At 37.2% G+C, this 13,594-nt stretch carries 13 protein-coding genes; all 13 read right to left on the reverse strand.

Annotated features, from left to right (window positions below; genetic code table 11):
* Window positions 1-55 precede the first annotated feature (55 nt).
* Window positions 56-1,414, reverse strand: coding sequence for a lipopolysaccharide biosynthesis protein (locus L3V32_RS16185; RefSeq protein WP_237284697.1), 1,359 nt, complete (start codon window positions 1,412-1,414; stop codon window positions 56-58).
* A 17-nt stretch (window positions 1,415-1,431) separates the two neighbouring features.
* Window positions 1,432-3,219, reverse strand: coding sequence for a hypothetical protein (locus L3V32_RS16190; protein WP_237284698.1), 1,788 nt, complete (start codon window positions 3,217-3,219; stop codon window positions 1,432-1,434).
* 131 nt (window positions 3,220-3,350) lie between these two features.
* Window positions 3,351-4,055: a cytidylyltransferase domain-containing protein gene (locus tag L3V32_RS16195; RefSeq protein WP_237284699.1), complete on the reverse strand. Its 705-nt coding sequence runs from the start codon at window positions 4,053-4,055 to the stop codon at window positions 3,351-3,353.
* Entirely contained in the window at window positions 4,055-5,116 is a 1,062-nt protein-coding gene (locus tag L3V32_RS16200; protein ID WP_237284700.1) for a nucleotidyltransferase family protein, read from the reverse strand. The genes L3V32_RS16195 and L3V32_RS16200 overlap by 1 nt, the downstream gene beginning before the upstream one ends.
* A gap of 17 nt (window positions 5,117-5,133) precedes the next feature.
* Window positions 5,134-5,757 (reverse strand): acetyltransferase, encoded by a 624-nt coding sequence (locus L3V32_RS16205; protein WP_374044479.1) that lies wholly within the window; start codon window positions 5,755-5,757, stop codon window positions 5,134-5,136.
* Window positions 5,758-5,779: 22 nt separating this feature from the next.
* The gene (gene neuB, locus L3V32_RS16210; RefSeq protein WP_237284702.1) at window positions 5,780-6,853 is read right to left on the reverse strand and encodes an N-acetylneuraminate synthase; all 1,074 of its coding nucleotides are present in this window, start codon (window positions 6,851-6,853) and stop codon (window positions 5,780-5,782) included.
* Window positions 6,850-7,527, reverse strand: a complete 678-nt coding sequence (locus L3V32_RS16215) for a PIG-L deacetylase family protein (RefSeq protein ID WP_237284703.1) — start codon at window positions 7,525-7,527, stop codon at window positions 6,850-6,852. The genes neuB and L3V32_RS16215 overlap by 4 nt, the downstream gene beginning before the upstream one ends.
* Window positions 7,517-8,668, reverse strand: coding sequence for a UDP-N-acetylglucosamine 2-epimerase (neuC, locus tag L3V32_RS16220; protein ID WP_237284704.1), 1,152 nt, complete (start codon window positions 8,666-8,668; stop codon window positions 7,517-7,519). The genes L3V32_RS16215 and neuC overlap by 11 nt, the downstream gene beginning before the upstream one ends.
* Window positions 8,668-9,489, reverse strand: a complete 822-nt coding sequence (locus tag L3V32_RS16225) for a GNAT family N-acetyltransferase (RefSeq protein ID WP_237284705.1) — start codon at window positions 9,487-9,489, stop codon at window positions 8,668-8,670. Before L3V32_RS16225 ends, neuC begins: the two co-directional genes overlap by 1 nt.
* 21 nt (window positions 9,490-9,510) lie before the next feature.
* Entirely contained in the window at window positions 9,511-9,924 is a 414-nt protein-coding gene (locus L3V32_RS16230) for a MaoC family dehydratase (protein ID WP_237284706.1), read from the reverse strand.
* A gap of 33 nt (window positions 9,925-9,957) precedes the next feature.
* Complete coding sequence (locus L3V32_RS16235; RefSeq protein ID WP_237284707.1) at window positions 9,958-11,106, reverse strand: LegC family aminotransferase; 1,149 nt, start codon at window positions 11,104-11,106, stop codon at window positions 9,958-9,960.
* Between the two features lie 12 nt (window positions 11,107-11,118).
* Complete coding sequence (locus L3V32_RS16240) at window positions 11,119-12,309, reverse strand: UDP-N-acetylglucosamine 4,6-dehydratase (protein WP_237284708.1); 1,191 nt, start codon at window positions 12,307-12,309, stop codon at window positions 11,119-11,121.
* Window positions 12,309-13,574 carry a UDP-N-acetyl-D-mannosamine dehydrogenase gene (wecC, locus tag L3V32_RS16245; protein ID WP_237284709.1) on the reverse strand — a complete coding sequence of 422 codons (1,266 nt, stop codon included), beginning with the start codon at window positions 13,572-13,574 and terminating at the stop codon, window positions 12,309-12,311. Before wecC ends, L3V32_RS16240 begins: the two co-directional genes overlap by 1 nt.
* Between the last annotated feature and the right edge of the window lie 20 nt (window positions 13,575-13,594).

Raw genomic sequence — 13,594 nt, forward strand, 5'->3', positions numbered from 1 at the left:
TCAAAGAACCTTAAACCGAACACAACCAAACTACAACTTGTTATACAAATAAACCTCAATATAAGTTCAGCTTAGAATTAAAATAAAAGAGGATTAAAACTGTAGATAATGAGAAAGAAAAAAATATAAAGCTATCTTTAGCAAGGTAATATTTTTCAACCTTGACATTAACAAACAGGAAAAGAATAAATGCTGCGAAAGTGCAACTTGCCAAAGTTGATATCGAAGCTCCTAGAATCCCAAACTTTAATGTAAAGAAGTAACTGAGCGGAACATTTACAAATGTAGCAAACAAAAAGCCAAACATCTTATACTTCGCAGTACTCTCATCCAATGAAAGAACATTAGTAAATAATATATATAATGTATTTAATAAAAAGCTTAAACTTAGAACTAAAAACACGCCATAGTTAAAAGTAATTTTTTCACTATAAATATAGCCAAATAAAATAGGTAATATAATAATACAAAATAAAAATATAAAATAATTTGCCACCATGACTCTTTGAGTATCTTTTTTCATTTTATCTAACGAAAGATAGCCATGTTGTGAATATAGCTTGAGCAACTTTGGCATGTAGGCTTTATTCATGGCCAAAATTACAATTTGAATAGAACCAGAAAGTAAAAAGATAGATGTATAGTTTGCTAAATCTGCAACAGATAAAAGTGATGTAATATATACCTTGTCTATCATAGAATTTACTATAGAGAACATTGTCACAGGTAAAATCATCATCGAATATTTAATAATTCTTAAGTATACCTGTTTATCAAACGCCAAGAAATCTCGATTGGATAAGCTTTTTTCAAATGTTTTATATAAAACAAACAATGCAAACACAGTATTGAGAAACAATATTGAATTCAAGTAAGAATCAGAGCTTTCAAATATATAAATAGAACCTAAACCAAATAAAAATTTCAATAAGAAATAAAATACAAACCAAAAGAAATAATCAGTTTTTTTAAAGTCCAAACGACTAGAAAGAAGAAATATGTTAAAAAAATATTCTAAAAAAGCTATCAATAACATTTTTGTCATTTGATACTTTAACGATATTATACTAAACAAAAGGTTATCATCAAAATATGACAGTACTAGAGTAAACGCAGTAAAAACAACATAACCAGTCGCTGCAACCATTATGCTATTGATAAATAAACGCTTTTTATCCTTTCCTAATTCCTGATTATAGAATATAGAGAAAGCCGACTCACTTGACAAACTTACCACAGGAACTAGAGCCGTGAGTAAAGCTAAGAATAAAGTTAACTTCCCATACTCATCAATGCTAAGTAAATGAGATGCTGTTGGCATAAGAAAAAACTGCATACTCTTTACCAATACATCAGCCAGTAGATAAATAACCACTGGCTTTAGTAACAGTAGTTTAAAACTACTTATATTCATATTTGTGACACTTACAGTTAATAATCTTTAGTTGTACTATTATGTTTTTCTATCATTCTAATTAAATAGTTATACTTTGAAAGTTTTCTAACATCAGCTCCTTTAAAAACATCTATATCACAAAAGTTATAAGGGTTTGAGTTATACATATCTACTAGTTTTTCTTTTATTTTACCATTTTTGTCCGGAGTTTCATTCTTACTAGTTCTAACTTTAGAATAAAGCTCTTTCAAAGTTCTATGCAAGCCAATCTTATAGATATAATTCTTTAATTTTTCCTTAAACGCTTCAGGTTTTGCTAGCTTCAACGTATATGTCTTGCTACAAAAAATGTTGTTTCGGCAATGGGAAAATATAGGCAACTTAAGGAGCTTTGGATCTAGACGGTTAACTACTTTCAACATTAAACTAGAGTTAGCTTTCTCTTTAGCTGGTATCTGTTTGATCATTGTCTCGATTTGAGGCAATGAGAGTAAGTTTATAGAATAGCAGTAATAGTTCATCATGTTTACTAAAGCCGTATCTGCTGATTTTCTGTATTCATTATGTATTTTACAAAAATCATCTTTACTCAGATGTTCTGTGTCCAAATTATACCTCACACACACACCTTTCGCTTTTTGATACAAATATTCTCTAAACTCTTCAAATTCTAGTTGCGTTAAACTAACTTTAGCATTTTTATCAAGATAAATATCATCTATAAACTGTTCTAATGTGAATATATCTTTTTTAAAACCAGAAAGAGATTCAACATTCCTTAATGGTTCGCCGAAATAGCCAAAGTCGACTAAATTATCACCATCAAATTCAGATAAAGACTTGTGAACGTTTGGTATCCCTGAATAAACACTACCTAATAAGCCAAATTTCTCAATTAACCGCCCCCATGAATTATCAATATCTATATCTGCTGACCAGTCCATGACTTTCAAATTTAAATCAAACTCATCTTGTACTAATTTAACGATTTCTAGATCTCGCATTTTAGTATTTGTTAGAGATGAATCACCTACCCCATAAAACAATGATGGTGTTACTCCCGCAGATAAGTAAGATGAAAGTGCAATTCTCGAATCTAACCCGCCAGTCATACAAACAGAAACATTCTTATATGAAGATGATATGATTTTAGCCATGTCAGTACATTGTTTAGTTACTACTTCTGTGTAATCTAAATCTTTATACTCTTCTATATCAAAGTATATATTCTCATGTTCTAATACTAAGGGAACCTTAATTTCATGTGAGAAATATAGGTATTCATAACCTTTCAACCTAAATATAGAGTTAAAAATTGTTTGATTATCCAAAATTCCATTTTGAATAACCATCTCTAAAATGGCATTTTTATTCGCTTCAACTTTCCCATCAATTGCAGCAACAACATCATTAAGATTATTGGAAATTGCCCAGTTGCCTTTATCTAGAAAATAGAAAAGATCAAAGATATCATTACCGTCACAAAAACAATAAAACTCATTTTCTAATTCAATAGTAATTGAATAGTTACCAATAATATTTGACTTTAACTCAGCAATACTTTTATGAGAGAGGAAGTCTATCAGAACATTCTTTAAACCATCAGAACCTGTTTGATTTCTGTAGATAAAACTACCAACTGAAGACACTTTACCAAGTTCAGAGCTAAAATAGTCTTTTTTATCATTGTTCAATTTTTCATAAGAAACATGAAAGTAGCCTTTAGATTTTGACTTAGTACAAATGGAAAAATTATTTTCTAATGAACTCTCGATATTGTTATTAAAACTACGCTCTGTACTGCATAGTAAAAATTTAGACATTATATTACCTTTTATATAAAATCAAAAACGATTAGTAAGGCTAAGATATTTTATATATTTACCTTTCCTAAGTATTTCTTAGAAATTAAATTTATCATTAGATATTGATATTAGACTACTAAATTTCATAACTAACTGTTATTAAAACTATATTTTTGGAAGAAAAACTCTGCCATGTCGAAGTCAATTTGGTTATCAATATCAATCGATGCGTCGTTTGGCATCTTATAGGCATACGTATCTTCTCTATATGTCATTTCACCGGTAGCTAATAGTCTATGAAGATCATATACGTATATAGCACCATTTAAGCGAAAAGCTTCCCCAAGATCTTGAGAGCGTTTCCCATCACCTAATCGAAGGAAATCTTTCATTGAGCCATTGTCAGGTAAGGTATTTGCCCATTGGGGTGGGTGCTCACATGGTGTAACCGACACAACAGAAAAAGCCGACTTTTCAACCAAAGACTCTATTGCCTGATCGATATGGCCAGAGCTACGAAATGGCGAGGTAGGCTGAAGTAAAACAACAATATCGGCGTCTTTGCCATATTTCTCTAAAGTATAAAAAAGAACGCTTTGAGTTGTCGCAGTATCTGTCGATAGCTCTTTCGGCCTTAGCTCAGGTACAGTTATACCAAACTGACTCGCTACATCTGCAATTTCTTGGTCATCAGTACTGATGAAAATATCATCAATATAAGCACTGTTTTGTGCAGCTTCAATTGTCCAACCGATCAGAGGTTTTCCTCCCAATGGAAGTATATTCTTCCTTGGAAGTCGCTTGCTTCCCCCCCTTGCAGGGATTACAGCAATCACTTTCTTACCATCTAACATTACTCTAACCCCAGAGATAGTATATCCATCTGCGCACGGTTAAAGTCGTCCATACGGCCAATATCAAGCCAATACTCATGTATTGGGAACATAAGTACTTTTTGGCGCTCTTTCATATGTTGCTCAAGCAACGTAGGCATATCGATTTTTTGGTTTTTTTCGACTGATCGAATCACTCGTGGAGATACAACATAGATGCCTGCGTTAACAAAAAATCGCTGAATCGGTTTTTCGACCATGCTGGTAATTTGGTTACCATTGCCGTTGATCACGCCATATGGAATCTGGTAGTCGTATTCTCGAACACACATTGTCGCATCTGCTTCATTTTCCAAATGGAAATTCAGCAAGCGTTGAAAGTCTACTTTGGTCAGCACATCTCCGTTAATCATAATCAATGGCAAATCTCTTGGCATGTCCTCGGGCAGTAACCCAAGCGCACCACCAGTACCAAGCGGTATATCTTCGTGGACATATGAGATACTGACACCTAAGTCACTACCATCACCAAAATGTTGGTGAATTTGCTCCGGCATATAGTGCGTTGAGATGTAAAAGTTGCTAAACCCGGCTTTTATAAAGCTCTTGATTACCGTCTCTAAAATAGGTTTATCACCTACTTTTAGCATTGGCTTAGGGCACTTATCCGTCAGCGGCCGTAAGCGAGTACCAAACCCACCAGCCATAATAAATACAGGGTTTTGATATTTGTCCTTACTCAGAGCGCTGTGAAGGGTTTCCAAGCCGACGACTTTCTTGTCTTGATCGAGTAATGGAACCGAGAGAATTTGCTTTTTTTCCATTAACTCTACGAGGTGTTCTTTTGTTGCACCCAACTCTGCGGTTGTAGGCTTAGAGTTCATCACCTTGACAACAGAGTCGGTTAACACCAGATCATTTAATAAGCCACGTCGAATATCACCATCGGTAATCATGCCTAGAAGCTTTTGCTCTTGATCAACAACCACAGCAACACGCAATGCTTCGCTATTGATGATTTCTAATGCATGCTTAATTGTGCTTGACTCAGATATCAGCGTTTTTTTCCAACAATGACTCATATCCTACCTTTTGTTTTCTAAAAATTTGTTTTAATTACTGCTCTAGCAGGGTATGCAATGGTATTTTCTTCTAAAGACTGAGTGAGGCCAGCACCAGCACCCACGATAGCACCACTACCAATAGACATCCCTTGGATAACTGTTGAACTAGCTCCAACATAGACATTTTCTTGTGTCTCTACTTGACCACACAACGTTGCTTTAGGAGCGATATGGTTATAAGCACCTATTTTACAATCATGCTCAACCAGAGCACCTGTATTAATTATACTATGGCTACCCACTGTAGCCCCAGTCTGAACAATCGCCATAGGTAAAATCTGAGCGCCAGTTTCTATTTTGGAAAAGCATGAGACATATGCGCTATCCGCAATAACTGTCTCAAACTGATAACCTAATGAAAGAAAGTACTCATTGATTTTACGCTTAAAACCAGAGTTCGGCATCATTCCAATACCGTTTACTAAGAGAACTTTTTCTTTACTGAACGCCAACACATCTTCGTCATTTTTTAGATGTAAAATTCCATTGAACACTGGACGTTGACTTATATTTTCCGGGCTTATAACAGCAAGAATTTCTCTTCCTTGACAAATTAATATTTCAGTAAGGACGGAAGCATGGCCTCCTCCCCCAATCATTACAATTGGGGGAATTGACTTATTACTCAATGATGAGCTCTCCAGCTTTATAACCTTTTGTCGCTTTAGAACCGATAAGTTCCCAATAGCGGTACGGTGACAGACCAGAACCTGGACGCTTAATCGTTAGATTACATTCCGTTAGCTCTTCACCTTCTTTAATGTCTGTTGCCGCAACCAAGCTTTTACGTGCCACCGCTTTGTTCTTCACTTCCGAAACGGTCGGGGATTTTACTGCCGAACCCAACGCCACTTCTACTTGGCGAATAGCTTTCACCATCGCAGCCAATTCATAGGGTTCAAGTGAAGCCTTGTGATCGGGGCCTTCCATACGTTTATCAAGGGTAAAGTGTTTTTCAATCAACACTGCTCCACGCGCCACCGCCGCAATTGGGATAGTAATCCCTTCGCTGTGGTCAGAATAACCCGCAGGTAAAGCAAAGGCATTGCCGAGCGTATCCATTGCTCTAAGATTGATTTCAACCATCGGAGCGGGATATTCAGTGGTGCAGTGTAAAATGGTCACTTTCTCTTTGAGGGCTTTTTGCCCAGCAGCAGAGGCGTAAGCTTGTTGAAACTCCAATACCGATGGCACTGAGCTCTCCGCCGCAGTATAACCAAATGCGATGACTCCGAGTGCCATTTCGATCTCGGCCAGCGTCGCCATACCGGTGGAAACAATCAAGTCGCACCCGGTACGTGCATGCTCAAGCACTAACGGAGCATTGGTGAGTTCGCCAGAGGGCAATTTAAGGCGCGTTAATCCTAAATCGTTGACTAGAAAATCTAGGCTTTCAGAGTCAAATGCCGTCGATAGAAACTCAATTCCTAGGGACTGGCAATGCTTGACTAATTGGTGATGCGCGGTATAGGAAAGTTCAAGACGACTAAGCATCGCCAATTGAGACTCTTGTTTTTGCGTATTAGCCACTTGGTAATCGGCTTGCTTGGCTTGCTCAGTGACTAAGTTTTTTGCTTTAAAGGTTTGAAACTTAACGATGTCGGCACCGGCTTGATACGCAGCATCCACAAGTTGAAACGCCAGCGCTTCATCTCCGTTATGGTTTACGCCAGCCTCAGCAATAATAAGTGTCATAATATCTCCTTTATAAGCATAAATGCTTCAGCCGCGTTCGCATTGCACTGTACTCCTCTTATGTAAGCCAAAGACTCCAATGCTTTTCGTGAGCGAGGAAATGGGAAATCGTGTACCTCAGACTCAAAAACTTCTAATATGTCAAGCTTTGTCTTGAGGTACGTAGATATATCAATAAATACATTCGGTTTAAATCCGCCATCTTCAGGTTTCATGCCGAAATCAGTTTCAGAAAGCGTCTCATAGGCAAGTATTTTTCTAACAAACGGGGCGCGAAATGATTTCGTCGCAGACACTACCGAATCGTATACTATTTCGTGATCGCTGTGAGCATCATTCCGGAAGGGGACAAATATAATTTCAGGCTGTATCTCATGTATAATATATGAAATATCAGTCACAATATCACCTTTAGATATTGCATCAAGTCTAGCTGGTGGAAAGTTCAATTCATGAATAGCGGTAAATTTATATAAATTTGCGACATTTTCTATTTCTTTTTTACGAATTTCTATTTGTTTTTTTTCAAATCCAACTTCTTCACTCATTCCAGTGACAAGCAACCAATGAACACTATACCCCTGGGAAATAAGTTTTAGTATAGTACCTCCACATCCTAAAGTTTCATCATCAGCATGAGGGGCAACAATTAGTACCGATTTATTATTCAACATATAGTGGATCCTCATACTTTTTATATATCTCAGAAAAATCTATCGATTTTATAAGTTCAACAGCTTTATCCGTTGCATTTCCATCGCCATAAGGATTAGACACATTGCGAATTGATGATAAAAATTTTTCGTCTTTTATTTTCATGAGTGCATCTTTTATCTGATTTAAATCAGAATCCACAAAAATAACATTTTCCGCACTCAAACGCCCACGCTGTCTCAAGCCAACATTGATACATGGAATTGGCACACTTGCAGCCTCAAGAATACCTGCTGATGAATTCCCGATGATTAAATTACAAGCTTTAAATAATTGGACAAATGAATCTCTTGGTAGATTTCCGTATAAGGAAACATTAACGTCACTAGCATATTTTTTCAAAACTTTCCTAATTCCTGAATAACCATGATCGCTATTTGGTAAACCAATAAAAACATGATAATCATTTTTAATAAGTTCACAAATAATATTATCAACAAGGTTTGGAGCTATCTCTATTTCATCTTCAACTGGATGAAAAATAAAAAGAGCCGCCGGTCTTGCAACTTTACGATCTGCAACAACCTCTAATATGTCTTCACGAGTAGGTACTTCTTTAAATTTATCTAGTGCAACACTTCCAATGTTAAAAATTCTACTTGATGGTTCACCTATTTTAAGCAATCTTTTTTCATGCTCGGCAATACTAACAAAATGACAAGTTGACAATTTCGATACTGCATGTCGGATGGGATTATCTATATGTCCATCACATGCATGATCACCACCAAAAAAATGAACGGTAGGAATTCCAAGATATCCACCCAGAAGAGCTCCTATCATAACATCTTCTCTATCACCAGCATAAATTATCAGATCTGGCGAAAATGCATTAACCATATCAATGCACGATAGCAATAAAACCGAGGCGCTTTTTAATCTGGCTGCATTAGAATCAGAATCAATCAAACTATCAATTTGACACAGTATATTAAAACCATCGTTCTTTATATCTTCAACTGTTAAGCCAAACGATGGTGAATTATGACAGCCTCCGACCAAAAGACGGAGATCAATTCCAGACTCTTTATCGAGTTTTTTATAAACATAACTCATTAAGTCATATTCAGAGCGAATTGATGTTATTGCTAATATCTTCATTAAAAAACATCCGACATACACATTTGAACATTGAAAGAAATTTCATTCTCCATGTTGAATGTTCGATACCCAAATCTATATGGAAATAATATATCTCTACCATCTTCATTCTCTATATTAGAAAATGGTGAAACTATATTTACAGGTTTATCTGGTTGGAATTCAAATAAATCCTTAACTGTGGAATAATACATAAGATCATATGCATTATGTATTTCCTTTACACCAATTCCATGATGAATATCCCAAGTTTGATTAGGTTTATTGCAGCGCCATTCCTTAACTTGTTTTTCTGACATATCAAGTTGGAAGGAACCTTCAATTTCTGCGTTCTGTATAAGAGAACATTGACAACGCCAATCATTAGGATGAATTTGTCTTACTTTATATTCATCAGATATTATCCATCCCAACCTCTTTCTAAATCCTGCTATAGAGTTATTGTTTGGAAAGCCGTAGACAACACTTGGGATATTACTAGCATCAATCTTACTATATACTCGCTCGGCTAATAATTGAAAAAGGCCAAAGCGGCGAAAATCAGCTGATACCATCGTTGTCATTGATAAATAGCCTATAAGATTATTCTTATTATTTGTTAACATCTGAGGTATAACCGCATAATGCCCAATGACTTTTCCATGAAACACAGCCAAAGAAACTACGGGCGTTCCACATGGGTTATCTAAATATGCCCATTCCCATAGCTCTTTATTTAATTCTTTTCCAAAACACTCAGCAAAAAGAGATTTAATTTGAGGAAAAAAACTTACCAGAACATCAGTATTATTGACATCAATATATTCTATTTCATCTTTCATGATCAGATCTCTTTTACTTTGTTATTTTTGTTCTGGAATATATATTTCAGCACTTCCAGTAATTACCTTAGAGTTACCGACTTTACAGTATGTATTAAAATAAACTCTTCTTCGATTTAAATCGATATCTTTGACTTCTATATATGCTGTAACTGTATCACCAATATAAACTGGTTTTCTAAACTTAAGGTTTTGAGAAACATATACACATCCAGGTCCAGGAAGCTTCATCCCAAACAAAGCAGAAAAAAAGCTTGTACTAAACATTCCATGTGCAATTCTTTTTCCAAACCTTGATTGTTCCGCATATAACTCGTCCATATGGACTGGATTTCTGTCACCAGAAATATTTGCAAAATTTTTCACATCAGCTTCTGATATTGTTTGAGAATAGGACTCTGCCATACCAACTTTAATATCTTCCAACTTGTACATAAATTTACTCTCTTTTGTTAACCATTTCGCGCTTTAGTCAATCAAGGTTGGGAAGCTTGGTAGATTGATCAAGTGCGCTTCTAGCGACTGTGAATAACTAAGATCACCACGTAAAGCATGCTCAAACATCGGCAAGCGGTGCATAAGCTGCCAGATTGGACGAGTCATCACCCCAGCGGCATTGGTCTGCTCAAGCAGCTCATCGCGCTGCTTAGCATCGGCGCAAATGATGGCATTAAGCCAGTAGTTCGATTGCGCGTATTCTGGCTCGACCACAAATGTCACATCGCTGCCGGCGAAAAACGCTTGATACTGATGTGCCAGTTGGCGTTTGTTCTTTAAGTAAGGCTCCAGAACTTCCATCTGAGCACAACCTAGAGCCGCATTCAAATTCGGCATACGGTAGTTAAAGCCAGGCTCGTCATGGAAAAATTCATAAGGATGAGGAATTTTCGCTGTTGTTGTAACATGCTTAGTTCTTGCACCTAACTCTTGAGTTTTACATAGAACCATACCCCCACCACCAGTAGTAATGATCTTATTACCATTAAAGCTGACCGCACCAAAGTCACCGATAGTACCTGTATGTTTGCCCTTATAGAAAGAACCAAGGCTTTCTGCTGCATCTTCAACTAAAGTAATGTTCCATTTGAGACAAATGGCAACCAACTCATCAAGTTCTACTGGATGACCAAATGTGTGCATAGGTACAATAGCTTTAATTCTTTTACCTGTTGCTTTATGAATACAATCAGTCTCGGTTACTTCCGCGTACTCATTTAAAAATTCTTCAACAGCTTTAGGACAAAGACCTAAACTTGCAGGAGAAACATCCAAAAAAATCGGTTCTGCGCCCATATGGTATAGAGCATTGCAGGTTGCAACGAAAGTCAAAGCTTGCGTGATGACCAGGTCGCCTCTTTGAACATCAGCCATATACAATGCAGCATGTAATGCCGCCGTGCCATTAACTGTCGCTACTGCTTTAGCCGTCCCAGTATAAGCCTCAATCTTTCGCTCAAAGTCATCAACAAACTTACCAACACTAGAAACAAAAGTACTTTCAATCGTTTCCATTACGTAAGATTTTTCGTTGCCATCGAACTTTGGAGAGTGCAATGGAATAAACTCGTTGGTTTTGTAGGTATCCCTAACAAACTCAACAATAGATGTAGCCTTCATTGCTTTCTCCACTCACATCTTGCTATCGAGGTATTTACCCGTTTCTTTGTGTCCAAAATCAGGAATCATTGTAAAGAACAATTCTACAATTTGCTCTTTAGTCCAAGCTCGCTCACCTTTCATCTCAGAAATACTGCTTTCAAACAAAGTAAGAAGCTCTTGCTTATAAAGAGGATCATTTTTGATAATGCCTAGATTTTCAAATCGAGACATATCCAACTCTTCTTTGTCTGTGAAAAACTCTTCAAAGTCTTTCTCGCCAGTGGTATCACTCGTTGTAAACAAGCATGGCCACATACCCTGCTCTGGAAGCGTATGTGCTAGTTGACGCGCTTCTTCTTCTGTTTCACACAAATGAGGCTTATAGCCCAATTGCTCTAAGTACTTCACTGCAATATCAGCAAACGAGATAAGGTGCAAAGCTTCACTCAGTTTCGGAAAGAAAATGTCACGGTTTTCACCAAAGATACAAGACATTAAACATAGTTCACCCGACTCTTGAGGCGTAACAAAGTAGCGTTTGATGTCATTTGGCGCCACGATAGGTTGGCGCTTTTGGATGCGTTGGTTAAATCCGTGTAGCAGCGATCCATCAGAGAATGCGACATTTGCAAAGCGAGCAGTTGAGATTGTCATTTGCTCACTTTTACGCATCAAGAACATCTCCATAATACGCTTTGACGCTCCCATCATATTAACTGGGTTTGCGGCTTTATCTGTTGAAACACAGAAGTATTTTTTCGAGCCCGCATCAATAGACTGCTGAATGGTTTTATCTGTATTAAAGACGTTTACATCAATCATACGCATCAATGTATAAGGATCTTTTTCACTTCTAACATGCTTGAGCGCAGATAAGTTCAATACATAGTCAAACTTACCATCGGCTTTTATGAATGCGTCGTACTCTAGAGAACCAATATCCAAAGCAAATGTCTGGAAATCACCATCAATGTAACCAAATGAGCTACGGATATCTCGAACAAGCTCTACCATGTTGTTTTCACTAATATCGACAACATGCAACTTCTTAGGATTACGCTTGAAGATTTCTTTAGTTACAGCTTGGCCAATGGAACCTGCACCACCAAGAACAAGGAAACTGGACTCAGAAACAATGCGTGAGAGTTCTACTTCATGGTTTTCAATATCTTGTGTGAATAAGGCTTCGGTACGGCCGATTAAAGGCAAAATAGCGTTCATTACCAAATCCCCTTGGTATCTACTAAGTATGATGAGTTTAGTGACTCAGCTTTAAATTCTTTATGGTCAACGAGCATTACATGAATATCAGCTGTCGACTTTGCAAAGTCAAAACTCTGAAGTTCAACCTGCTCTAATGAATTCGGTAATTGATGGATATTAGGTTCAACTGCAATTACATTCCCAGTGTGGAAAGAAGCAATTTCTTTTACAATCTGCATTGCTGGGCTTTCACGTAAATCATCAATATCAGGTTTAAACGCTAAGCCATAGCATGCGATTGTAATATCTTTAGCGGTTTTATCAGAGTTCTGTTGCAAAAAGTCTGCAATAGCCATTTTAGTTTTACTCACAACCCAGCCGGGTTTGCTGTCATTCACTTTTCTTGCTGTATGGATAATTTGAGCTTCTACTGGCGTTTTTGAAACGATAAACCATGGGTCAACTGCAATGCAATGCCCACCCACACCTGGTCCTGGTTGAAGGATGTTCACACGAGGGTGACGGTTTGCTAGCTCAATCAGCTCCCAAACATTAATTTCTAACTTGTCACAGATAACTGAAAGCTCATTTGCAAATGCAATTTGGACATCACGAGAGCTGTTTTCTGTCAGTTTCGCCATTTCTGCAGTTCGGGCATTGGTAACAACACATTCCCCCTGAACAAATGTCTTGTATAACTCTACCGAACGTTGTGAACATTTAGGAGTAAGACCACCAATAACACGATCGTTTTCCACTAATTCACGTACAACATGTCCAGGTAAAACACGCTCTGGGCAGTGTGCAATATTGATATCTGCCTGTTCTCCATGAGTTTGTGGAAAAGTAAGATCTGGGCGTGCCCGAAATAGCCAGTCAGCCATCTGCTCTGTAGCACCAACTGGAGAAGTTGACTCTAAAATTACTAGGTCACCCTTTTTCAAGACTGGCGCAATCGCGTTACTGGCGGCTTCGATGTAAGAAAGGTCTGGTGCAGGTATTTCATTCTCTTTACAAGGAAGAAAAGGGGTTGGTACTGCAATAAGAAACGCATCAGCGGTTTCTGGAGTATTCACCGCTTTTAGATAGCCTTCTTTTACCGCCGCATTTACGATCATATCAAGCTCAGGCTCTACTATATGAATTTTACCTTGATTGATAGTATCGACAGCATGTTGGTTAACATCTACACCAATTACTTTTTTCTTACGTGATGCAAACATCGCTGCAGTTGGTAGGCCAATGTAACCTAGGCCTACAACCGAAACTGTTTCAAAAGACATATATACTTCTCGTTAAATTA

Source organism: Vibrio sp. J2-4 (assembly GCF_021728155.1).
Lineage (GTDB): Bacteria > Pseudomonadota > Gammaproteobacteria > Enterobacterales > Vibrionaceae > Vibrio > Vibrio diabolicus.

Excerpts from the sequence above, each read along its gene's own strand:
- wecC (WP_237284709.1), bottom strand. The coding sequence starts at position 13,574 with ATGTCTTTTGAAACAGTTTCGGTTGTAGGCCTAGGTTACATTGGCCTA.
- L3V32_RS16230 (WP_237284706.1), bottom strand. The coding sequence starts at position 9,924 with ATGTACAAGTTGGAAGATATTAAAGTTGGTATGGCAGAGTCCTATTCT.
- L3V32_RS16240 (WP_237284708.1), bottom strand. The coding sequence starts at position 12,309 with ATGAACGCTATTTTGCCTTTAATCGGCCGTACCGAAGCCTTATTCACA.
- L3V32_RS16215 (WP_237284703.1), bottom strand. The coding sequence starts at position 7,527 with ATGTTGAATAATAAATCGGTACTAATTGTTGCCCCTCATGCTGATGAT.
- neuC (WP_237284704.1), bottom strand. The coding sequence starts at position 8,668 with ATGAAGATATTAGCAATAACATCAATTCGCTCTGAATATGACTTAATG.
- L3V32_RS16190 (WP_237284698.1), bottom strand. The coding sequence starts at position 3,219 with ATGTCTAAATTTTTACTATGCAGTACAGAGCGTAGTTTTAATAACAAT.
- L3V32_RS16225 (WP_237284705.1), bottom strand. The coding sequence starts at position 9,489 with ATGAAAGATGAAATAGAATATATTGATGTCAATAATACTGATGTTCTG.
- L3V32_RS16185 (WP_237284697.1), bottom strand. The coding sequence starts at position 1,414 with ATGAATATAAGTAGTTTTAAACTACTGTTACTAAAGCCAGTGGTTATT.
- L3V32_RS16195 (WP_237284699.1), bottom strand. The coding sequence starts at position 4,055 with ATGTTAGATGGTAAGAAAGTGATTGCTGTAATCCCTGCAAGGGGGGGA.
- L3V32_RS16235 (WP_237284707.1), bottom strand. The coding sequence starts at position 11,106 with ATGAAGGCTACATCTATTGTTGAGTTTGTTAGGGATACCTACAAAACC.
- L3V32_RS16200 (WP_237284700.1), bottom strand. The coding sequence starts at position 5,116 with ATGAGTCATTGTTGGAAAAAAACGCTGATATCTGAGTCAAGCACAATT.
- L3V32_RS16205 (WP_374044479.1), bottom strand. The coding sequence starts at position 5,757 with ATGATTGGGGGAGGAGGCCATGCTTCCGTCCTTACTGAAATATTAATT.
- neuB (WP_237284702.1), bottom strand. The coding sequence starts at position 6,853 with ATGACACTTATTATTGCTGAGGCTGGCGTAAACCATAACGGAGATGAA.